Genomic DNA, 22,255 nt, shown 5'->3' with positions numbered 1-22,255 from the left:
CCTACATCAGCATCGGGTCGATGTCGCAGTCGGCTCGCGCTCCCTTGACCGCCGCGATGGTTCCGGGGTGCGCCTCGCCCAGCACCTTGCGGTACTTCTCCAGAACCGGCCCGCGATAGGACTCGGACTCCGCCAGCCGGCCCGCGGCCCGCAGATCGTGACCGAGGTTGAGCGAAGCGGCCAACGTGGTGGGGTGGTTGACACCCAGCACTCGCTCGGCGCGCTCCACGGCGTCCTGTCCCAGCGCGATCGCCTGCTCGATCTCGCCCAGCGTTGCGAGACCACTCGCGAGGTTGATCGCGGCGATGATCGCGTAGGGGTGGTTCGGGCCGATGCCGCTGCGGAAGAGTTCCAGTGCTCGTTCGTCGAGTGCCCGCGCTTCGGCCGTCTCGCCCTTGAGTCGCATGGTCACCGCCAGGTCGACGGTGGCCGCGATGGTGTGCGGGTGGTCTTCTCCGAGACTGCCCCGGTAGCGCTCGAACGTCTCCTCGCCCAGCTTCTTCGCCGCGCTCAGGTCCCCCTTGTGACGGAGGTCGATCGAGTGCGCCAGCGCGCACGCCATGGTGGTCGGGTGGCCGGCTCCGTAGACAAGGGTGAACTGCGCGAATGCCGGAGCGGACAACTCCAGTGCTCGCACGTGGTCACCGTCCTTGCGCCTTGCCACCGACAACAGGAACGCGAACGTCGCGGAGTCGGGGTTGTCCGCGCCATAGCGTGCCCGGAAGAGTTCGGTGAACTTCTCCTGGTCGATCCGGGCACGCATGTACTCGCCGGCCTCACGCCGGTCGACGATCAGCGAGGCGTTGCTGATGAGCGTCTTCTGGTGGTCCGACCCCAGCACCTTGTGCCGGCGTTTGGCGGTGTCGAAGTCGAGATCGGCCGCCGCCTGGTACTCCCCGGAGAGCCGGAGACTGATGGCGTGCTGGTACGCCGCGTTGAGAGTTTCCGGATCGTCCTCACCGAACAGCCGGTTGGACTTGTGGTGGATCTCGTCGCTGAGCTTGGTCGCGGCGGCGAAGTCACCCTGCGCCCGCAGGTCCATCACGATGTTGGTTTGCAGGGCGAGGGTTTCTTCACTGTCCTCTCCGGACACCTGGATCCGGCGCTGGAGAGTGAGCTGGTTGACGCGCGCGGCTTCTTCGTACCGGCCCAGCGCCCACAGGTAAACGCCGAGTCGTGAAGCCACGTCGAGCGTCTGCGGGTGTGTGGGCCCCAGTTTGGTCTCGAAGATCGCACTCGCTCGCTGGGCGACACGTGCGGCTTCCTCGTGGTCACCCCACGCGAAGTGGAAGCGCATCAGATTGATGAGCAGTTGACGCGCCCAGCTGTCGTCGCAGTCGACGACGTCGGCCGCGTAGGCGTGCGGCATCAGCTCGCGGTAGCGCGGCCAGTAGCGGTTCGACTCCGGGTCGTTGGGGTCGAGGCTGGCCAGGAGTTGGTGCGCGCCGTGCTTCATCTGAGCCTGAACCTGCTGGGCTTTGACTCGGTTGCGCAGCACCAACTGGACCAGTCGGTGCAGCTGCAGCGTGTTGTTGCCGTGGTCGATCTTCGCGAGGCCGTAGCGGTTGATGTCGCGAATCGCCCTCGCGAGTTTGATCGGGTTGCGCAGTGTGTCGTCCAGTTCGGGAGAGATCGACACCCGGCTGACACCGGTGAACAGGTCGCGTGAGATCGGCTCCGGCGAGAAGTAGGCGCAGACGTGCAGGATGTCGTGCGCCGCGGGGTTGCGCACCTTCAACTCGTCGAACGACACGTTCCAGGCGGCGGCGACCGACAGGTCGTAGTCCGTCGGGGTGGACGTGTCGAGGATTTCCGCGACCGACTCGTCGAACAGCCGCAGGTACTCGCTCACGGGCATGCCGGTGACCGCTCGCCAGGCCGCCGCCTGCTCGATCGCCAGCGGCAGGTCGCCGAGCTTGTCCGCGAGCACGTTCGCGTCCGCCTCGTCGATCTCCGGGCCGCGCTTGCCGAGCAGTTCGATGCTCTCCGCGCGGTCGAACACAGCGAGTTCCAGCGGCCGGGCCACCCCGGCCCAGTCCGAGTTGCGCGACGTGATCAGCACTTCGCCGGGACCGTTCGCCGGAAAGAACGGGCGCACTTCCTCAGGGCTCTCGGCGGCGTCGAAGACGAGCAGCCAGCGGCGGAACGGGCGTCCGACGCGCAGTGCCTCGCGCACGGCCGGAACAGCGGTGTTCGCCTCGGAGGCGCCGGGGAGTCCGAGTTGACGGGCCAGTTCGGTCAGACCGGCGCGAATCTGGGTCGGACGGGCCGCCTCGATCCACCAGATGAGGTCGTAGTCGTTCAGATGGCGATAGATGTACTCCGTCGCGATCTGGGTCTTGCCGATACCGCCCATGCCGTGCAGCGCGGACGGGAGCACGGCGGTGGCGCCACCTGCGGTCAGGCGTTTGCCCAGTTGTTCGAGCAGTTCCACCCGTCCGGTGAAGTTCGGATTCCTTGGCGGAACATTTCCCCAGATGGTGGGCGGATCATCCGACCTTCGTTCGGGGAACACCCGAGAGCCGAACGCGGGATAAGCCGTTTCACCACTGGTCTCGGGAAGGTCGACGTCACGCGGCCGAGCAGAATACGACGTGTCCGATACGGAATGCGCCGGAGCCTCGGATATCGTTGACTTGCTGGGGCGCTCGGCCGTGTCGGGCATGTCCTCGCTCGCCATCCTTGTCGACTTAATTGATTCAGAAGATGACACGATCCCGTGCGTTGCTGCATTCCCCAGTCGATCCGCGCGAGACAGATACGGCCCCGACAACGCCCTCATCACCACGCGCTGCAACCCGACTTCTGCAGCATTGGCACTTGAGGGCGTCGGATCCGCCGTGCCGTCCGGATCCGCGATGGCATCTCTGAGACGTCCGAGTACCGGAATGCGCTCCCCGAATTCGGCAGCGGCCGTTTGGACGACCCCGGCGGTCTCCGACCGACGGGCGCCGCTGAGCAACAGCTCACGCACTTTCTCAGGAAGGACAAAGGCACCGGAGTCCCAAGTGGACTCGCCATCGTTGGGAGCCGAAGAATAGTGTACGAGTCCGCTCAAAAGCAATTCGCTGATGTGCTCCGGCCCGGCTTCCGGCACGAACCTCTGACGCACCAGTTTCATGACTTCGAGGTGGACCGGGACCGCCGCGAGCAACGTCGCCAGGCGCAGCGCGGGCGGTGAAGCCAGGCTTCTGAACCTGCCGACGTGCTCTTTCGCCGACACGTCGCCGTCCGGCACTCGGGCCTTCGTCTCCTGGGTGGCCAGCAGCACCGTCCCCGCGGCCGGCCCGCGGTGGCCTGCCGTGATCAGCCGTGCCCACCAGCGCAGCCACCGCGGTTGCAGTTCGATCACGGGCACCGGCACGGCGCCGTCGCTCAGGTGCGCCGCCGGGTCCTCGTCGAGCCAGGCGTCCGGCAGGTCGAACGTCCAGCGGCTGTTGGGACGCAACGCGGCCGGCACGCTGAGGTTCGCCCGGTGCAGCGGTACCGCGCCGCGGCCCCAAAGCCATTGGGGCAACAGGTGGAGAACGCTCACCGGCATGGATCGCGCCCACCGCGCCAGCATCGGATTCAGCACGCCCGGCCGCCAGACGCCCCCGACCCCGTCCGTCACGAGCAGCACGACTCGGCGCCCGGAGACGTCCAGCACCTCGGCGGGGTCGCGCGCGGGCGCGCCAGGCGTACCACCGCGCAAAACCGGAACCTCCGTGCCGTCCTCGTTCCGGACGACGTCGACCAAGCGGAACTGGATCGTGCGGAAGGCGCCCAGTCGCGCGAGCATCTCCATGAACGCGACGACCTTCGGCCGCCACAGCGACATGGAGGGACTGTCGTCCAAAACGACGGTCAGATCGAGCCAACGCTCCGGACTCGAACGGGTGACGGGCCACCAGGTGCCGGTCCGCGCCACCTGCTCCGCGGTCGCCACCTCGTCCAGAACCGTTGCACCGTCGCGGAAAGAGGCGACTTCACGCTTCAGCGGCCGCAACGCCCGGAAGCACTCCAGCGTCTCGGTCAGGGCGGGGCCCGCGAAGGCGGCCGACGGCAGTTCCCCGTGCTCCACCTCGTCACGCCCCGGCGGCTTGGCGGTTTCCGCAGGCGTCGCCTCGGTGATGGGTTCGCGTTTCGGTTCGTCCTGAACCGGCTGTGCGGGAGAGGGCGGCTCGTCGGTCACGACCTCGGCAAGTGGCGGCTTCACGGGATCGGGCGGGTCGGGATCGCCGTGCTCACGCGCAGGGCTTTCCGTTGTCCCGCCGCGCATCGCGACGGCCAGCCAGACGATGTCCGCTACTTCGGGCCAGTCCAGGCCCTCGAGGCCGTCCACGTCATTGCCCCGTCGTCAGTCTGCGCCAGATCGCGTCCAGCAGACGCTGCCACGCGACGCCGTCCGGCTGGTACGCACCGGAGGTGGCCAGGAAAACGGCGTCCAGCAGGCGATCGGCGGGAAGCCCGCCCTCCGCGCGGCTCTTCTCGATGAACTCGCGCACGAGCCGTTCGCGGTGTTCTCCCCTGGTGTCCAGGAGGTGGTTGGCCACCATGGCGGCCAGTTGCTCGACGGTCGGCTCCTTGATCTCCAGCTGGAGCACGCGCCGCAGGAACGCGGGTGGGAACTCGCGCTCACCGTTGCTCGTCATGACGACGATCGGGAACGCACGGCAGCCGACCCTGCCGTCCACGACGGTCGCCGTCCCGTTGGGGTCGTTCGTGTGGACCGCGACCTCGCGCATCTGGTTGCGCACGCGAGCCAGCTCCGGAATGACGAACTCGCCGTCCTCGAAAATGCTGAGGAGATCGTTCGGGAGATCGGACTCCGATTTGTCCAACTCGTCGATCAGAACGACGCGCGGAAGCCTGCTCGGCAAGAACGCGGTGCCGAGCGGGCCGAGCCGGAGGAATTCACCGATGGAGGTGTCTTCCCCTGCGTCTGATCGCGGCTGACCGGTGGCAGCCGCCTGAACCCGGCCGATCGCGTCATAATCGAAAAGGCCGGAGTTCAGCGTGGTGCGACTGGTGATCGACCACCTGAGCACCCGTCCGAGCCTCAATTCCCTCGCGATGCGATAGGCGGTGCTGGACTTCCCGACGCCGGGCTTTCCGGTCAGCAGCAGCGGCCTGCGCAGGTACAAAGCGGCGTTGACCACGTCGAGTTCGTGAGCGTCGACGTCCGATTCGGCGAGGTGGATTTCCGGGCCGAGCCTGCGATCCGCCTCGCGGTCGTCCTCCGGCGGCACGTCGTTCTCCGGAAGAGGTCCGCCACCGAAATCACGCCACGGGGGCGGTGGCGGAAGGATCTCCGCCAGATCGATGTCGTGGATTTCGCGTCCGGTGCCGCGGTAGATCCACCAGTCAGGTGCGTCGGCACCCACCCGCCGGTCGGCTGTCCCGTGTTCGTGCACGCTCATTTCCGGCCCCCACTCGACGTCGGCGACAAAGGTCCGCCGGGAACGATTTTCCGATCCGGATCGTCGAGCAGCACCACGAGGTTCCGAATGAGGTCGTCCTCGGTCGCGGCCAGCCTGGCTGCCCGATGACGGCCCGGCAGGCCGGACAGGCCACCGTCGGCGGTGACGAGCCGGCTGACGAGCTCACGCAGGTCCTCGGCGCTCGCCGAAGGATGCCAGAGGATCAAGGGCAGTCCCGCTCGCAACGCGGCGGTCAGCGCATCGGGCCCGGCGCTCGGATCCGGATGCGCGGAAGGTGGTTCGTCCATGACCAACCCAACCCACGTGGATTCACTCAGCACGGCGTCGATCGGATTCTCCTTGGTTTCCGCTAATCCGTATGGGTGAATTCTTCGCGGCGATGGGGGATGGTCATCGAGCGCCGAATCCCACCTCCTGCGCCACAGCCGATGCCAGTGTGCTGACCGCATTCGTTCCAGAGACCTGAGCACGAGGGGATAATCGTATACGAGCGGCCGAGGGTCCCCCGACCGGTGTTCCTTCCGCCATCCCATGATCGGTAATTGCAGGAGGGAGCGCGGCATCACGAATTCCAATGCGACTGAAACAGCCTGGTCAGACCACACGCCTTCGGCCTCGATGATCACGTCGTCGATTCGCTGCTCCAACTCGTCCGCCGCGAGTTCGCACACTCCGCCGCGCAACGGGGGCCACTCCAGCGGATCGTCCTGACGCCACCAGGAAAGCACGCAGCGGCTGTCGTCGATGGCGTCGAGCTCGATCACGATCATCAGATGCAGTCGTGGCTCGGCGGGAACCGGAAATCTGCCCTCCTGGCGTTCCTGTTGCTCCGTGGCGCGCCGCAGTGTGTGAATCTTCTGCGCGACCCAGGCCGTCAGCTCGGAGCCGTTCTCGTCACCGAGGTCCGCGGCGAGCAGTTCCAGGAATTCGATTGCGGGAGGAATACCGTCCGGACCGGCGTTGACGTCGGCCAAGTAATCGAATGCGTCCCAGACAGAGCCGAATCGGCGCACCGGGATCGCAGCGCGCGTGGCCCGGCTCACGAGCATCGGCAACCGCGTGGTCTCCACGTCCGACAGAAGGCCCTGCAGGACTTTCAGCTCGTCCTCGTTCAGCAGGCTGCGAACGAGCCGGTCCTCCTCCGATGGCCGCGCGGCCTGGAGGGACGCGCTCGGCGGCCCCGTTTCGCCGTGCAGTCGCAGCCACGCGTGGCCCTCGAAGGATTTCACGACGACGTTGATGCGCCGATACGACTCCGGCGCGCTGGCAGGCTCCTGCGCGATCACTTCCTCGTAGAAGTGCGAGGAAGCGATGAGAGCGACCAGTTGCTCGGATCTGCCCAACTCCGCCTTCGCCTCCTCCGACTCCAGGATCCGGCAGGCCAGATTCACCGCGTTGCCCACCCAGCCGTGCTCGTTCCTGCGGATGTCGCCGGCGTGCAGCCCCACCCTGAGCTTGAACTGGGCCCCTCGATCGCGGGTCGCGTTGTGGCGTCGGATCTCGGCGACCAGGCGATCGGGCAGCTTCTCGGCGAGTTCGCTCTTCGGCACGGAGGACGGCACCAGGATCAGCGCACCGTCACCACGGTCCTCGATGGCGCAGCCGGCGGGATCGGCACCGGCGGCGGCGAGCGCGGCCCTCAGCACGTCGTGAAGACCTTCCTGCACCGCGAGCTGGTGCGGAACGGTTCTGTCCGGCCGGGTGAACTCGGCGACGTCGACCACGACGATCGTCCGGTGTTCAGTCGGTGGCGAAAGTGGCACGACCTTCCTTCCCACGACATCACGCCGGCACCTACCGGCGAGCCGATCTGTCGTGTACCAGACCGACCGGCCGGGCAGTGTGCTGTCTGACGCACAAGGCCCAGTTCCACCCCTCGGGATCTCGCCCGGCAGACGTTCGCGCGCAACTACACCAGCACACCAACGAGCGGTCGGGCCTGCCCGCTCGGAGATTCAGCCAATGAGACGAGCCGGATCTCCGCCGCGACCCGTGAATCATGGAAGCATGGGGATCGACCAGTCGTTCTGGGAGATGCTCGACGACACGGACCAGACGGCCCTGCGCGCCGCGGCGACCCGCGTGGCGTTCGAGCCTGGCGTGGTCATTTGCCACCAGGGTGACAAGTCGCGGAACATGCTGGTCGTGTCGCACGGCCGCGTGCGGGTCAGCCGGTTCACGCTCAGCGGCGAGGAGACGGTGCTGGCCGTCCGGGGGCCCGGCGAGATCATCGGTGAGATGTCCGCCATCGACGGCGGGCGGCGTTCCGCGACCCTCACCGCCGTGGATGCCGTGCGCGGCATGGTGATTTCCGCTCGTGCGTTGAAGAGGTTGTGCGAGGAGCGCCCGCGGATCGTGTGGGCGGTGCTGTGCGTCGTGGTGTCGCGCCAGCGGGCCACGGGCGATCAGCAGGATCTGAGAGTCGGCCCTTCACTGCACCGCGTGGGCGCCGTGCTGCTCGACCTCGCGCATCGGGGTACCAGTGACATGATCACGACGGTGCCGCTCAGTCAGCGCGAGCTCGCGGGCATCGCGGGCATCTCCCGCGAGACGGCGGTGCGGGCGTTGAAGACGTTGCGGGACGCGGGGATCATCGCCACTCACCGCACCAGCATAGAAATTCTACGTGAGGACGAACTGCGCTCCCTCTGTGGCATTTGACGCACACGTTCCGGCCCGAAGGCGATTCCCTTGGTGCACAGGACACCGAGCACTCACCAGGAGCCGTCATGAAGCGCCACACTCTGCCGGAACCCAACTCCCGCAAGCAGATGGCGCGCGCCCGCCGCAAGCACACGGAACGGGTGGTGTTCGCGGTCATCTTCACCAGCGTCGAACTGTGGGCCGTCGTGGCCGCCGTGGTGCTGCTCGAGGACGACGGCGTGCTCGCGGTCGCGGCGTCGGTGGTGCTGTCCGCGGCGCTCATCGCCGTGTGGGACACCTGGCAGTCGGTCGTCGTGACCGGGCGGGCGTTGCGCCTGCCGTCGCGAGAAGAACCTCCCGCCGATGAGGCCGAACCGGGCCAGCAGATGAAGCTGGTGCGGCTCTGAAACAGGTGTGGCCGCGGCAAAGGGGGGCGCGGCCACACCGCCCAGCTCACCTGCCCGGCTGTGCCAGCATCGTGCGCACGGCCGAGGCGATGAGTTCTGACGGCAAGCCGGTGCCGTACGGGGACGGGATCTCCCGCAGCGCGGCGCGATGCCCTTCCACGTCGTCCAGCCACGCCAGCACCGAGTCGCCCACCAGCGGGCCGGGAGGAACGAGCGTGCCGAACGTGCCCTCGATCTCCGGCCGTTCGGTGCTGCGCCGCACGACGACGACGGGGCGCTTCAGCACGCTCACCTCCTCCTGGATGCCACCCGAGTCCGACACGATCACCGCGGATCCGTGCGCCAGGGCCAGGAAGGTCCGGTACGGCTGGGGTTCGATCACCTGCAGGCCGTGCAGCAGGTGATCGAGACCGAAGGCGGCTACGCGTTGCGCGGTGCGCGGGTGCAGTGGCAGCACGACCGGTAGTGGCAGCTGGCCGAGCTCGCGCAGAACGGTCTCCAGGTTGCCCGCGTCGTCGACGTTCTCCGGGCGGTGGATCGTGGCGAGGACGTAGCGGTCGTGCTTGAGGCCGAGGTCGCCCAGGACCACGTCCTCCTCGTCCGCGGACGGCAACGCGTGCGCCAGTGCCTCCACGACGGTGTTGCCGGTGACGGCGATGCGGCCGTCCGCGACGCCTTCTGCCAGGAGGTTGGTGCGGTTCAACGACGTCGGCGCGCAGCAGAGATCGGAGAGGTGGTCGATGAGCACGCGGTTGTGCTCTTCCGGCATCGCGCGGTCGTAGCTGCGCAGGCCCGCCTCCACGTGCACCAGCGGCACGTCGCAGGCGTTGGCCGCCAGCGCGCCGGCGAGCGCGGAGGTCGTGTCGCCCTGCACGATCACGGCGGCAGGGCGTTCCGCGGCCAGCACCTCGTCCACGGCCGAGACGGCACGGCCGAGTTGGTCGCCCCGGCGCAGGCCGCCCAGCCGCAGTTCGTGGAAGCCGCCCGGTTCCGGCACATCGCGGCGGATGAGCGAGTACATCGAGCGGTCGTAGTGCTGGCCGGTGTAGATCATGGTGCACGCGCTGCCGAAGTGTTCGACGAGCGGCGCGAGTTTGATCAGTTCCGGCCTGGTGCCGCAGACGATCGTCACGATGTTCGTTTCCCGCACCGCGGCAAGGTACTTCATCGATCTTGACGAATCCGATCGAATCTCACCGGCATTCACCCGAAAGAGTTGCCTGGGATATCGCTCGAAAGTGTTGCGGCACAGGCGTGTCGTAGTGTCCGCGCTCATGTCCGGTCATCTGGCACTTGCGGTGTCCACTGTCCTCTACGGCCTGGGGATAGTCGCGCAGACCGTCGCCGCGCGGAGGGCGGGCGTTCGTCCCGGCACCGGCGTGGGCCTGCTCGCACGCCTCGCCGCGGACCAGGTCTACCTGCTGGGGTTCACCGGTCAGGTCGGCGGTTTCCTGTTCGCGTTCCTGGCTCGTGAGGACCTGCCCCTCTACCTGGTGCAGGCGGGGTCGTCGTGCGCGGTCGGCCTGGCCACCGTGATCGGCGTGCTGCTGCTCGGCTGGCGGATCCGGCGCGTCGAGATCGCGGTGCTGGTGGTGATGGCGTGCGGTCTGCTGTTGCTGACGGGTGCGGCGGCGCCGTCGACGGCCCGTGAGCTCCCGCTGGTGCCCGCACTGGTCGTGCTGGGGCTGCTGACCCTGGCGGTGCTGCCGCTGGCCCGTACTTTCAAGGCCGTCACGCCGGTGCTCGCCGGAATCGCGTTCGCCGTGGTCGCGGTGGCCGCGCGCACCGTCGCCGGCAAGCCGGTGCTCGACCTCGTGCTGCACCCGTTGACCTGGCTGATGGTGATCGCCGCGTTCGTCGGGCAGGCGTGCCTCGCGACGGCGTTGCAGCGCGGTTCGGCCACGTCCGCGGTGGCGTCGATGGACGCGACCACCGTCGTGATCGGCTCGGTGGCCGGGCTCGCGCTGATGGGCGACCAGATCGCGGCCGGGCGTGAGTGGTGGGTCGTGCTGGGCGTGCTGCTGGTGGTGTCCGGCGTGCTGGTGCTCGGGTCGGTAGCGAAGCCCGCCGCCGAACTGGTCTCCGCCAGAGGTGAGCGATGAAGCCCGTCGCCAGTGTCTCGCTCGACCTCGACAACCTGTGGGCGTACCTGCGCACGCACGGCGACTCGCGGTGGGAGAGCAGGCCGAGTTTCCTGCCGTCCGCGGTGCCGCGCCTGCTGGACGTCTTCGGCGAACACCGGTTGACCACCACGGTCTTCGTGGTCGGCGCGGACGCGGAACGCGACGACGGCGCCGAGGCCGTCGCGTCGATCACCGCGGCCGGGCACGAGATCGCGAACCACTCGTTCTGGCACCAGCCCTGGCTGCACCGGTTCTCCGACGAGGACGTCGAGAAGGAGGTCATGCGCGCCGAGGAGGCGATCATGGCGGCCGGAGCTCCGAAGCCGATCGGGTTCCGCGGTCCTGGCTACAGCGTCACGCCCGCCCTGCTCGACGTGCTCGCGCGGCGCGGTTATCGGTACGACGCCAGCGTTCTGCCGACCTGGATCGGACCGCTGGCTCGTGCCTACCACAACCGGACGGCGGGTTCGACCGACGGCGGTGAGGACCTGTTCGGTGGCTTCGGCAAGGTCCGGGCTCCCAACACCGCGTACCGCTGGCGGGACAACGGGCTGATCGAACTGCCGGTGACGACGATGCCGTTGCTGCGGGTGCCGATCCACGGCGCGTACCTGTTGCAGCTGCACCAGATCTCGCCCCGGCTGGCTCGCGGGTACTTCCGCACGGCGTTGCGGTTGTGCCTGGCGCGCAACACCTCCCCGTCGTTGCTGCTGCATCCGACGGACGTGCTCTCGGGTGCGGAGGCGCCCGGGATGGAGTTCTTCCCCGGCATGGCCCTGCCGGGAGCTGCGAAGGTCGCGCTGCTGGGCTGGGTGTTGTCGTTGCTGCGCAAGCACTTCGACGTGGTCGGTACCGGCGAGCACGTCGAGCGGGTCGCGGGTTCCCGGCTGCGCGAACGGGATCCGGTCGCATGTGGCTGACCGCCCTGCTGCGCGTCCTAGCCTGCGGGACGGTGGCGCTGGCCCCGCTGGAGGGCTATCTGCTGCAGGTGCACGGGCAGTCGGCCAAGGTCGTGCCCGCGCTGCTGATCGGCGTGTGGTTGTTCTCGCTGTACCGGCAACGACGGCTGCCGGCGCCGCATCCGCTGCACCTGCTGATCGCGTTGCTGGCGGTGGTGTTGCTGGCGACGTCCGCGGTGCACGAGGCAGAGCCGTTCACGCTGGAGTACCTGGTGCGGTGGGTGCCGTTCCTGGTGATGACGGTGGTGCTCGCCGACGTGGCCGCGCGAGAGGTGCCGGTCCGCGCGTTGCTCGCGGCGACGGTCGCCGGTGCGGTCGTGGCGGCGGCCGGCGGGGTGTTCAGCGTCGTCGGCGGCTCGTTGCGCGCCACCGGGCCGTTGGAGGATCCCAACGACCTGGCGTTCTTCCTCGTGGCGGCGCTGCCGTTGCTGGTCGCGCTGCCCGCGAGGGGGCGGTCGCGGATCGTGTTGTTGTTGCTGGGCGCGGTGTTGCTGGCCGGTGCCGCGGCGACGTTCTCCCGTGGCGGCGGGATCGCGCTGGCCTGTGCGCTGGTGTGGCTGATCGTGCGGCGCGGGCTGCCGGTCCGCGCGGTGGTCGTCACCGCGGCCGTCACCGGTGTGGCGGCGCTGGTGTTCGCGTCGACGGCCCAGGCCGAGCTGTCGCGGGCGTTCCAGGAGAAGAGCCACATCGCGGGCACCAACGCGGACACCAGGATGCTGCGCTGGCAGGCGGCGTCGCGGATGCTGGCCGGCAACCCGGTGCTCGGCGTCGGCCCCGGCGGGTTCCGCCAGGAGTACGCGGCGGCCGGGCACAACGCGGAGATCGACGAGCAGACCCCGGTGGCGCACAACCTGTTCCTCGAAGTCGCCGCCGAGCTCGGGGTTCCTGGGTTCGCGCTGCTGGTCGGACTGATCGCGGTCGGTTTCGTCTCCAGTGAACGAGCGTTGCGGCGCGTGGCGGACCGGCGTGAGGCCGTGGCCGTGCAGGCGGCGCTGATCGCCGTGCTGGTCGCCTCGATCTTCCTGTCCGAGCAGTACTACCTGCCCCTGTGGTCGCTCGTCGCCATCGCGGTCGCGATCGAGCGGCGTTCTTCTGAGGAGAGTCGATGCGCGTCCTCCACGTGATCAGCGAGATGGGCGCGGGCGGTGCGGAGGCGCTCGTGGCCGGCATGGCTCTCGCGGGCGGCGACGTCGGCTGGGAGTCGGCGGTGGCCAGCGGCGGCGGGTTCCGCGCCGACGCGTTGCGTGCCGCCGGGGTGCCGGTTTTCGACGTGCCGGTGGCGCGCCGCTCCGCGCTGGGTGTGCTGCGCGCGACGTGGGCGGTGCGGGCGACCGTGCGCCGGTTTCGGCCGGATGTGGTGTTGGCGCACAACGTTTCCGCGTCGCTCGTCGCCCGCCTCGCCTCGCCGCGACGACCGGTCGTGACGGTGTTCCACGGCGTGGCTTCCGCCGACGTGCCCGGTGCCGTCCGGGTGCTGCGGCGGGTGTCGACCGTCGTCGTGACGGTCGCTTCGGCCGCCGCCCAGCGGTTGTCCGGCCTCGACTCCGTGGTCGTGATCCCGAACGCGGCCTTCCCTTCGGTGCCATCGGCGGACCGGGCGACCGTGCGTGCCCGGCTCGGCACCCCGCTCGACGTGCCCGTCGCACTCTGCCCGGCCCGCCTGGAACCGCAGAAGCGGCACGACGTGCTGCTCGACGCGTGGGCCCAGATCCCCGGCGACGCCGAACTGTGGCTGGCCGGCGACGGCAGCCTGCGTTCCGCGCTGGAGTCTTCGGCGCCCGGCCGCGTGCGCTTCCTGGGCACCCGCACCGACGTCCGCGACCTGCTCGAGGCGGCGGACGTCACCGTGCTCACCAGCGACTGGGAGGGCATGCCGATCGCGCTCCTCGAATCGCTGGCGGCGGGCCGTCCGATCGTCGCGTCCGATGTGGACGGAGTGCGTGAGGTCCTGTCCGGCGGCGGCGGAGTCCTGGTCCCGCGCCGAAACCCGTCGCAGACCGCGAAAGCGTTGCGCGGCCTGCTCTACTCCCCCACCGCGCGTTCGGTGGCCGCCGCTCACGACGGCTCGGCCGACGCGCACACGTTGATGAAGTCCTACGACGAACTGCTGCGTACCGTCCTGGAGGGACGATGAAGGCTCCGAGAGCTGTACTGGAGGGCCTGCTGGCCGCCGTTCTGGTCGGCGCCGCCGTCCTGCTGGCCGTCGCCCTGCGCGACGGCGTGACCGAGGGCAGACTCACCCTGCTCGCCACCCCGTCCGCGTCCGACAGCGCCCAGTTCGGCGAGGTCACCTCCCTCGCCACCCCGGCCGTCGTGCAGCTGGTCCGCAGCCCGTCCGTGCTGGACGTGGCCGCTGCCGCAGCGGGCACGACACCGGACCGCCTGTCCGACGCCATCGCCGTCGAACTGGTCCCGGCGTCCGGCGTGGCCCGGATCTCGGTGCGCGCCGACTCGGCCGCCCACGCCTCGGCCGCCGTCACCGCCGTGGCTCAGGCCGTGATCGAAGCCGACCTGCTGGCGCCCGCCGCCAAGTTCCGGCTCCTCGACCCGCGTCCCGAGACCACCCAGGTGACGCCGGACTGGCGCCTCGCCACGGGTCTCGCCCTGGTCGCGGCGGTGATCGCCGGGGTGGCCGTCGTGGCGCTGCGGCGGTTGCGCGGCAACACGGTGCGGGTTGCGCTCTCTGGTGCGGGCATCACGCACCCGGTCGTCGTCACCACCGGTGATGATCCCGAACTTGCTGACCGTCTGACGGCGTTGTGCGTGGCGGCGGCTCGCCCGGTGCGGGTGCTGGCGGTGAGCCCGTCGCTGGTGGAGCGTGCCGAGGCGCTCGCGCGGGCGTTGCCGGACAAGGCTTCCGAGCCCGCGGACGGCTCGGCCGTCATCGCGGTGGCATCGACCGACCGGGCGCGGCGCCACGACCTGGCGACGGCCCTTGCGGTGCTGCCGGCGTCGTCGGTGCTGGTGGCGGTGGTGCTGGCATGATCGCGACGCCCAAGTCCGCGGCTCTGGACACCGGCCTCGCCGCCGAAGCCGATCCGGAATTGTCAGACCTGCCTGAGACGACAGGAGTGGGGGCCGAATCCCCCCAGGGGGCCGGTCAGTCCGAATCGATCCGGATGAGGGCCGTGCTCACGGTGGCGGGGCTCACCGCCCTGGCTGCGCTCGCCGCAGTCGCCGTGGTGGCGGTGACGTCGGTCGTGCTGGCGGTGGTGCCGGAGTGACGACCCCACCCCGCTGGAGCGTCCTCTTGCGCAGCAACGACCTCCCGGCCTCGCTCATCACCACGGCCCGCCTCACCTCACTGGCCGCGCTCGCCGCGACCTCCGTCGTCCTGGAGGTGGCGCGATGATCACCACGACCAACCGGGCCGGGCTCGCCAGGACGATCGGCGTGGCCCTCGTCGCCCTCGCCGGCGTCGTCAGTGCGGTCCGCGCGCTCAGGCCGTCGTGGGAGGTGCCGCTGCCCTCCGAGGCGAACCTGCCGGAAGAGCGCATGCAGGACTTCCGGGACGCGCTGTACTTCCCCATCCGCGAGTTCCTCGACGGCGGCAACCCGTACGACCCGGCGGTGATGTTCGAACACTGGCCGGTGCGGCAGAACTTCAACCTCTATCAGCCCTACCACCTGGTGCTGCACCTGCCGTTCGCGCTGCCGGACTACCGGGTGGGCGCGGTGGCGTTCGCGTTGGCGTGCCTGATGCTTCTGATCGGCCTCGCCGTCATGGCCGCGGGGCGGGCACGGCTGCCGATCATCGGCGGCACGGTCGTGATCAGCACGCTGCTGGTGACGAGTCAGGTCGGCAAGGCGCAGATGTACGTCGGGCAGGTCAACCCGCTGATCGCGGTCGGCGCGGCCGGGGCGTTGCTGCTGCGCACGAAGAGCCCGGGCTGGGCTTCGGCGGCGCTGGCGCTGGCCTGGCTGAAGCCGCAGTTCGGGCTTCCGCTGGCACTGCTGCTGTTCGTGCGGGGTGACCGGAAGGTCGCGCTCATGGGGACGGCGATCGCCGCGCTGGCGAGCTTGCCGGTGGCGGGGTTGCTCGTCGTGAGGGGCGGCGGGATCGGCGAGTTCCTCGACGTCATCAAGCGGAACCTGGAGTGGGCCAGCAGCACCGGATACGGCGCGGTCGACTCCATGACGGCACAACGCGTCGACCTGCCGGCGGTGTTCTTCCGCAGCACCGGGTGGTTGCCGCCCGCGGCGGAGTTGCTGGCGTTGTGCGGGGTTCTCGCGGTGACGGCACTTCTGGCGCGCAAGCTCGACCGGACCGAGAACGGGGCCGAGGCGGCTGATCTGCTCACCTGCCTTGGCATCGTGGTCGCGCTCGTGCACCAGCCGGGCGATGTGTTGATCGCGGTGCCGGCGATGACGGCGTTGGCCGTCGTGTGCTGGCGGCAGCGGAGGGACAGCCACTGGCGATGGGCCGGGGTCGCGACTTTGCTGCTCGCCGTTCCGTTCGCGCACCTCTACTTCGTCGACACGGCCGTCAAGAGTCTCCTGGGCGCTCGGGCCGCTGTCACGCTGGACGGGGTCGCGGTCGTCGCGGCCTGGGTGATCCTCACGGCGTTCGCGATACGACACGTGCGGCGCAGCGCATGACCGACGTGGCGGTGCGGGGGTCGTTGTGGCTCTTCGCGGTCAACCTGGTGAGCAAGAGCAGCCAGATCGTGGTGACCCTCGCGCTCGCCCTGTTCCTCACGGAAGCCGACCTGGGCGCGGTGGCGCTGGTCGTGTCGATCGTCAACATCGGCCAGGTCATCCAGGCGATGGGCGTCTACGACATCGTCAGCCGCACCGCAAGAGATCCGCTGAGGACTGCGGGGACCGTGCTCACGATGAGCATCGCGGCCGGAGTCACGCTCACCGCGATCATCATCGCCACCGCCGACCCGATCGCCACCGCGCTGGGCGCACCGCAGGCCGCCGGGATGCTGCGGCTCGCGGCGCTCACCCTGCCGTTCACCGCGGCGGGCGGGGTGCAGATGGCGTTGATGCACCGCGACCTCGACTTCCGGCGCCGCATGCTCCCCGACGCGGGCGGCATGCTCGTCGGCGCGGTCGTGACCGTCACCCTGGCGGCCAACGGAACCGGGCCCACGGCGCTGGTCCTCGGTCTGCTCTGCACGGCGGTCGCCCAACCCGTGCTCGCCGCCGTCGCCGGAGCACGGATCCGGCCTGTCTGGGATCGTGACGCCGCGACCGAAGCGACGAAGTGGCTCGTGGTCGTCTGGCCCGGCGCGTTGATCGCGGTGCTGCTGATCAACGTCGACTACCTCGCGATCGGCCACGTCCTCGGGCCCCAGGCAGTGGGCGGGTACAGCCTCGCCTTCCGCATCGCCTGGGTGCCGTACATCATGATCGCGGTCGTGCTGGGCGGCGTGCTGTTCCCGATCTGCGCCGAACTGGTCCGAAATGGACAGAACCAGAACCTGCCCGCCACGTTGCAGCGGTTCACCATCGCGACCCTCACCATCACCGGCGGCCTGTACGTCGTCACGGCGCTGTCCGCGCACGGCATCGTGGTCCTCGGCGAGCAGTGGGCGGACGCGGCACGGATCCTGGTCCTGCTGTGCGGCTACGGACTCGGCCTGAGCCTGCTGCACGTCTGGTACCAGGTGATCAGGGCCGCCGGACACGCCCGCCAGTACCTCGCCCTCGAAGCCACCCACCTCGTCGCACTGCTGACAGCGCTCACGTTCACCACCGAGCTCGGACCCCAGGCAGTCGCCCTCACCCAACTCGCCGTGGTCTGGCTGCTGGTCCCGGTGACCTGGCTGGTTCTTTCCCGCAACGGCCTGACGTTCCCCCTTCCGTTCCGGGCCACGACGAGCGTCATCGGTGCCGCGCTCGCCTGTACGGCGATCAGCACCCTCCTGCCGGAAACCAGGACCATCACGGGACTCATCGCCACCGGCCTGGTCCTGCTCGCGACCTACTGCGCGATCACCCTTCCCCTGAACCGCACCGTCCTCATCGGACTGAAGGAGCGCGCGTGAAGATCGTCCACGTGACGCAACCGGTCGAGGCCGGAGTCGCCGTCGTGGTCCTCAACCTCGCCCAGGCCCAGCGGCAACGAGGCTGGGACGTCAGCATCGCCTGCCCGCCGGGCTGGCTCACCCGAGAAGCAGCCAAAGCCGGAATCCCGCTCCACCCCTGGCGGGCGACCAGGACACCAGGACCGCGCACCGCCTCAGAGCTGCGAAAACTCCGCAAGATCCTGCGACACCTCCAGCCGGACGTCGTCCACCTGCACAGCTCCAAGGCAGGCCTGGCGAGGCTCGTCCTGCGCGGCCACACCCCGACGATCTTCCAGCCCCACCTGTGGTCGTTCCGCGTCGCCACCGGACTGCTCAGCCGAGCCTGCCGGTTCTGGGAGGCCAAGGCTTCAGGCTGGACGACCGTGCTCCTGTGCGTCAGCGACGACGAGCTCAAAGCCGGCCGCGCGGCAGGAGTAACCGCACGGGCCGAGGTCGTCTGCAACGGCGTCGACACCCAACGCCTGAGCCCCCGACCGAAAACCCACGACACCCCCACAGCGGTGTGCGTCGGACGGCTGGCCCACCAGAAGGGCCAGGACCTGCTGCTCGAAGCCTGGCCCCAGGTGCTCGAGAAAGTCCCGGACGCCGAACTCCTGATCGTCGGCGACGGCCCGATGGCAGCACAACTCCAAGCCACCCCACACCCGAACACCCGCTGGCACGGCCACAGCGACAAGGTCGAGGACTTCTACGCCGAGGCTGACGTCGTGGTCCTGCCGTCCCGCGCAGAAGGCATGGCGCTGGTGCCGCTGGAGGCCATGGCCTGCGGACGCTCGGTGGTCGCGTTCGACGTCGAAGGCGTCGAGCAAAGCCTCGGCGACGCGGGCGAAGTGGTCCCCGCCGGCGACACGAAAGCCCTGGCGCAAGCGATTGCGCTCCGGCTCGCGGATCCGGAACTGGCTGCCGCGGAAGGAAAACGCGGCAGGCAGAGGGCCGAGACCCTGTTCGACCGCGACCGCATGGCGGACCAGATCGTGACGCTCACCGAGACCCTGGTCTCCGAGGAAGGACGACGATGACACGGATCGCCTACCTGCTCACCCAGGACAGCGGTGGCCCGGTGGACGTGACGGTGCGCCTGGCCGCCGCGCTGGCCAAGTCGGGCGACGCCGAGGTGCGCGTGTTCGGCCCGCGGCCCCGGCGTGGCGCCGAGCTGATCGACCCGTTCTTCGAAGAGACCCTGGTGATGCGCAAGGGGGACATGGCCGCCGCACGGCAGGCACGTGCCGCTCTCAAGGCCTGGCGCCCGGACGTCGTGCACGCCCAGGACCGCCGGTCCGGACTGGTCAGCGCCGCGCTCGCCACCACCGGCACCAAGATCGTGCACACCTACCACGGCGTGCCCGACGACGTGGCCGAGCCGTGGTTCCGCAACATCCGGGGCGCGACCCCTCCCCCGCCCTACACCAGGGCGGTGCTGGCCGCCGACGCCGCCGTCGCCCGCGTCGTGCACCGGACCGTCGTGCCTGCCAGGGAGATGGGCCGGTTCCTGCGCGAACGCCTCTACGTGCCCCCGCACCGCATGACCCACATCGACAACTGCGTCGAGGTCGGCGCCGCGAACCCGCCCACCAAGCCCGTGCGCAAACTCGTGTTCGTGGGCCTGCTCGTCGAACGCAAGGGTCTGCTGAACCTGTTGGACGCGCTGGAGACCACGATGCCGGAGGACGCGACGCTCACGGTCGTCGGCGACGGCCCGCTCCGGCTCCAGGCCGAGGGCAGGGTGACGCGCCGAGGTCTCGCGGACCGGGTCGAGTTCCTGGGATTCCGCAGCGACGTCCCCGAACTGCTGCTGGAGCACGACGCACTGGTGCTGCCGTCCACAATGGAGCAGCAGCCGCTCGTGGTCGCGGAGGCCATGGCGGCGGGCAAACCCGTCGTCGCCACCGACACCGGCGGCGTCGCGGACATGCTGGGCGTTCCCGGCGACGACTGCCCGAAGCCCGGCGACGTGCCCGCACTCGCGGCACGGCTGCAGGCGCTGTTCGCCGACCCCGACCCCGCGAGCACCGGACATCGGCTCGCGACGAGGGCACGGGAGCGGTTCACCGCGGAGGTCTGCGCGCGGCGGCACCTCGACCTCTACCGCAAGCTCACCGTTTCGGACCGTTGACCAGCACGACCGCGTCGGCTGACGGCACGTCGAGTTGGGTGGGCACGGCCTCGCCCTTGAGCGTCACGAGACCCGGCGGAGGAGTGAGGAGCACGGAGGTCTTCGTCGGGTTCACGGCCACCCAGCCGCCCGAGTAGCGGCGGTTCCACACGCCGCTCGGCAGGCGGTTGGCCGTCTCGATCGCCTCGCCGAGCCGTGCGTCCTGGTAGAGCGACCAGTACGGGTTCTTGTAGTCCGGCTCTGCCCTGGTCCAGCACGTGTGTGGGCTCGCGAGGAGCGCGGCCGAGGCGTACCCGACGCGTTCCTCCTTGTCCGACTTCGTGTGCGTGACCAGCAGCAGCCAGGACTCGCCGAGCGCGGCCTGGGCGCGCTGCTCCTTGAACTGGTTGCCCTGGAACGTGATCAGCTCGCCGGTGCCGTCGTCGCCCTGCAGGCCGAAGTTCTCCTCCATCGCGCCCGCGTACCGGGAGTGCGCCGACCACCTGCCCGGTGTCAGCTGCGACTCCGACACGTTGGGGACCAGCATCTTCCCGGCCTTCTCCAGGGCGTCACCGGTGAGCTGGAGCATGCCGTCGAGGCCGTCGCGCAGCAGCCGGTCGGTCCCGGCGGCGTCGGCGGTGCCCGCGATGATCGACGGCGAGTAGTACCGCAGCGAGCTGAAGTCGTTGTCCGCCAGCACGCCGTCCCAGCCCTCGCGCAGCACCTCGCCGACCACGGCGTCCGCCCACGCCTCCTGGTAGGCCGGGTCCCAGACCGTCATCTGCCAGTGCTTCGGGTAGCCGTCCCACTCGATGCGCTGGCCGAGGGTGCTGATCGCGAACCACCCCGGCTGCTTCTGCTCGGCGGCGACGTAACCGACGCCGGTGGGCAGGTACCGGGCGTCCCGATCGCCCTCGACCGCGCCGTAGTAGTTGCGGGTGCTGGAGAAGTCCTTGTACACCAGCACTTTGACCCTGGGGTTCAGCTCGTGCAGCTTGCGCATGGCCGAGGTCTCCCACGCGTTGAGCACGACGACGTCGTAGTGCTTCGCGGCGGCCCGGATCTCCCACGACGAGGGCGAGTCGCCGATGCCGTACCACCACGCGCAGGGCGCCATCGGTTTCGGCACCGGCCCGGTGATGATCGGGTCCGACTCGGCGGCACTGACCGCACATGCACTCGAAAGAAGTACGAGAGCGACAGCGGCGAATCGACGTATCAGCGATTTCTCCGACAACACAACTCACCCGCTGTCATCAGTAGAATCCTCAGGTCGAGCCACAACGACCAATTCGCGATGTAGTAGTTGTCGTATCGAGACCTGTCGGCGATTGAAGTGTCACCTCGCAGACCGTGCACCTGGGCTAGTCCAGTCAAGCCGGTCGGAACGCGATGGCGCGCCCAATATAGCTCGTGAATAGCGGAAAACTCGCGAACGAAACCAGGACGCTCCGGGCGTGGCCCGACGACGCACATGTCGCCGCGCAGGACGTTCCACAGCTGGGGCAGCTCGTCGAGCGACGTCCTGCGCAGGAACCGGCCGACCGGCCCGACCCGCGAGTCGCCCACGACGGACCACTTGACCTGCGAGTCGTCCTCGCCGGACTGCCGGACGCTGCGGATCTTGTAGAGGGTGAACGTGCGGTCGTCCATGCCGACGCGAACCTGCCGGAAGATCAGCGGCCGGCCGCTCTCCACCAGCACGGCGAGCGCGCACAGCCCGATCACCGGGGACAGCACGACCAGGGCGAACGCGGCCAGCAGCAGGTCGGCGGCGCGCTTGATCCACCAGGTCGGCCTGCTGGTCGGCGCGGTGCCCAGGCGCATCAGCGGGTAGCTGCGCAGCCGTTCGATGCCGGGGCCGTCCGGGTGCAGCTCGTACATGCGGGGCACCACGAGCGTCGAGCAGCCGAGCCGGTGGGCGGTGATCGCGGCCTCGACCAGCGGCGAGTCGCGGGTGTGCGAGAACGCGAGCACGACGGTGCCCGCCTTGAGCCGGACGATCGCGTCGGCCAGGTCGCCGTCGACGACCTCGAGCAGCGGCGGCTGCCGGTCCGGATCGGGGCCGGAGTCGGCGAACGCGACGGGCCGCAGGCCGAACTGGGGGTGCTCCAGCATGGTCCGCGCGAGGTTCACGCCGACCTCGCCCGCGCCGACGATGATCGTGCGGTCGCAGCGGTCGAACTTGCGGCGGCACCACCGGCCGAACGCGAACACGCACCACCGGACCGGCTCGATGACCAGCGCGAACGCGAGCATCGCCCACTGCGCGGCGGCGAGGTCGGCCGCGTCGGAGCCGCTGACCAGACCGATGCCGGACAGCAGCGCGAACGCCAGCGCCGTGCTCGCCGCGGACCGGGGCAGGTCCTGCAGCCACGACAACCACAGTCGCCGCCGGTAGAGCCGCCACGTTCCCCTGATCGTGAGCATCGTGGCCACGACCGCGGTGCTCCAGCCCCAGCCAAGACCCCGGTGCACGCACACGGCGGCGAGCACCGCGGTGTCGGCGAGGACGAGCAGGACCGCCACCGCGTTCACCCGGCTGAGCAGGTCTCGGCGGACCGACGACG

At 69.6% G+C, this 22,255-nt stretch carries 19 protein-coding genes; 13 read left to right on the top strand and 6 right to left on the bottom strand.

Annotated elements, in window-relative coordinates; all coding sequences use genetic code 11:
• Position 1: 1 nt before the first annotated feature.
• Genes fxsT through ACIRG5_RS06840 form a run of 3 tightly spaced genes read right to left on the bottom strand, consistent with a single transcriptional unit; the run spans position 2 to position 7,201 of the window.
• On the bottom strand, positions 2 to 4,324 hold the full coding sequence (gene fxsT / locus ACIRG5_RS06850; RefSeq protein WP_402901323.1) for an FxSxx-COOH system tetratricopeptide repeat protein: 4,323 nt from the start codon (positions 4,322 to 4,324) through the stop codon (positions 2 to 4).
• Between the two features lies 1 nt (position 4,325).
• Entirely contained in the window at positions 4,326 to 5,402 is a 1,077-nt protein-coding gene (locus ACIRG5_RS06845) for an AAA family ATPase (RefSeq protein WP_402901320.1), read from the bottom strand.
• Positions 5,399 to 7,201, bottom strand: coding sequence for a hypothetical protein (locus tag ACIRG5_RS06840; RefSeq protein ID WP_402901317.1), 1,803 nt, complete (start codon positions 7,199 to 7,201; stop codon positions 5,399 to 5,401). Before ACIRG5_RS06840 ends, ACIRG5_RS06845 begins: the two co-directional genes overlap by 4 nt.
• 229 nt (positions 7,202 to 7,430) lie before the next feature.
• On the opposite strand from ACIRG5_RS06840, the gene ACIRG5_RS06835 reads away from it, so the two are divergent.
• The gene (locus ACIRG5_RS06835) at positions 7,431 to 8,084 is read left to right on the top strand and encodes a Crp/Fnr family transcriptional regulator (protein WP_402901314.1); all 654 of its coding nucleotides are present in this window, start codon (positions 7,431 to 7,433) and stop codon (positions 8,082 to 8,084) included.
• A gap of 68 nt (positions 8,085 to 8,152) precedes the next feature.
• Entirely contained in the window at positions 8,153 to 8,473 is a 321-nt protein-coding gene (locus tag ACIRG5_RS06830; RefSeq protein WP_402901311.1) for a hypothetical protein, read from the top strand.
• Between the two features lie 46 nt (positions 8,474 to 8,519).
• On the opposite strand, the gene wecB is transcribed toward ACIRG5_RS06830, so the two are convergent.
• Complete coding sequence (wecB, locus tag ACIRG5_RS06825) at positions 8,520 to 9,623, bottom strand: non-hydrolyzing UDP-N-acetylglucosamine 2-epimerase (RefSeq protein WP_402901308.1); 1,104 nt, start codon at positions 9,621 to 9,623, stop codon at positions 8,520 to 8,522.
• A 124-nt stretch (positions 9,624 to 9,747) separates the two neighbouring features.
• On the opposite strand from wecB, the gene ACIRG5_RS06820 reads away from it, so the two are divergent.
• From ACIRG5_RS06820 to ACIRG5_RS06770, 11 genes are read left to right on the top strand one after another with little or no spacing between them, the layout of a single operon-like run.
• Entirely contained in the window at positions 9,748 to 10,575 is an 828-nt protein-coding gene (locus tag ACIRG5_RS06820; RefSeq protein ID WP_402901305.1) for a hypothetical protein, read from the top strand.
• Positions 10,572 to 11,516, top strand: a complete 945-nt coding sequence (locus tag ACIRG5_RS06815) for a polysaccharide deacetylase family protein (RefSeq protein ID WP_402901303.1) — start codon at positions 10,572 to 10,574, stop codon at positions 11,514 to 11,516. Before ACIRG5_RS06820 ends, ACIRG5_RS06815 begins: the two co-directional genes overlap by 4 nt.
• Complete coding sequence (locus ACIRG5_RS06810; RefSeq protein WP_402901301.1) at positions 11,507 to 12,679, top strand: O-antigen ligase family protein; 1,173 nt, start codon at positions 11,507 to 11,509, stop codon at positions 12,677 to 12,679. Before ACIRG5_RS06815 ends, ACIRG5_RS06810 begins: the two co-directional genes overlap by 10 nt.
• Positions 12,661 to 13,689 (top strand): glycosyltransferase, encoded by a 1,029-nt coding sequence (locus tag ACIRG5_RS06805; RefSeq protein ID WP_402901299.1) that lies wholly within the window; start codon positions 12,661 to 12,663, stop codon positions 13,687 to 13,689. Before ACIRG5_RS06810 ends, ACIRG5_RS06805 begins: the two co-directional genes overlap by 19 nt.
• The gene (locus ACIRG5_RS06800) at positions 13,686 to 14,540 is read left to right on the top strand and encodes a hypothetical protein (protein WP_402901296.1); all 855 of its coding nucleotides are present in this window, start codon (positions 13,686 to 13,688) and stop codon (positions 14,538 to 14,540) included. Before ACIRG5_RS06805 ends, ACIRG5_RS06800 begins: the two co-directional genes overlap by 4 nt.
• Entirely contained in the window at positions 14,537 to 14,779 is a 243-nt protein-coding gene (locus ACIRG5_RS06795; RefSeq protein ID WP_402901294.1) for a hypothetical protein, read from the top strand. The genes ACIRG5_RS06800 and ACIRG5_RS06795 overlap by 4 nt, the downstream gene beginning before the upstream one ends.
• Entirely contained in the window at positions 14,776 to 14,907 is a 132-nt protein-coding gene (locus tag ACIRG5_RS06790; RefSeq protein WP_402901293.1) for a hypothetical protein, read from the top strand. Before ACIRG5_RS06795 ends, ACIRG5_RS06790 begins: the two co-directional genes overlap by 4 nt.
• On the top strand, positions 14,904 to 16,154 hold the full coding sequence (locus ACIRG5_RS06785) for a glycosyltransferase family 87 protein (protein WP_402901291.1): 1,251 nt from the start codon (positions 14,904 to 14,906) through the stop codon (positions 16,152 to 16,154). The genes ACIRG5_RS06790 and ACIRG5_RS06785 overlap by 4 nt, the downstream gene beginning before the upstream one ends.
• Entirely contained in the window at positions 16,151 to 17,551 is a 1,401-nt protein-coding gene (locus ACIRG5_RS06780; RefSeq protein WP_402901288.1) for an oligosaccharide flippase family protein, read from the top strand. The genes ACIRG5_RS06785 and ACIRG5_RS06780 overlap by 4 nt, the downstream gene beginning before the upstream one ends.
• Positions 17,548 to 18,612, top strand: coding sequence for a glycosyltransferase (locus ACIRG5_RS06775; protein ID WP_402901285.1), 1,065 nt, complete (start codon positions 17,548 to 17,550; stop codon positions 18,610 to 18,612). The genes ACIRG5_RS06780 and ACIRG5_RS06775 overlap by 4 nt, the downstream gene beginning before the upstream one ends.
• Complete coding sequence (locus ACIRG5_RS06770) at positions 18,609 to 19,706, top strand: glycosyltransferase family 4 protein (protein ID WP_402901282.1); 1,098 nt, start codon at positions 18,609 to 18,611, stop codon at positions 19,704 to 19,706. Before ACIRG5_RS06775 ends, ACIRG5_RS06770 begins: the two co-directional genes overlap by 4 nt.
• On the opposite strand, the gene ACIRG5_RS06765 is transcribed toward ACIRG5_RS06770, so the two are convergent.
• Positions 19,687 to 20,814, bottom strand: coding sequence for a putative glycoside hydrolase family 15 protein (locus ACIRG5_RS06765; RefSeq protein ID WP_402901279.1), 1,128 nt, complete (start codon positions 20,812 to 20,814; stop codon positions 19,687 to 19,689). The two genes, ACIRG5_RS06770 and ACIRG5_RS06765, sit on opposite strands and share 20 nt — an antisense overlap.
• A gap of 89 nt (positions 20,815 to 20,903) precedes the next feature.
• Positions 20,904 to 22,214 (bottom strand): sugar transferase, encoded by a 1,311-nt coding sequence (locus ACIRG5_RS06760; RefSeq protein ID WP_402901276.1) that lies wholly within the window; start codon positions 22,212 to 22,214, stop codon positions 20,904 to 20,906.
• Positions 22,215 to 22,255 lie beyond the last annotated feature (41 nt).

Source organism: Lentzea sp. NPDC102401 (assembly GCF_044765805.1).
GTDB lineage: Bacteria > Actinomycetota > Actinomycetes > Mycobacteriales > Pseudonocardiaceae > Lentzea > Lentzea sokolovensis.
This window is presented reverse-complemented; position numbering and strand designations above follow the sequence as displayed.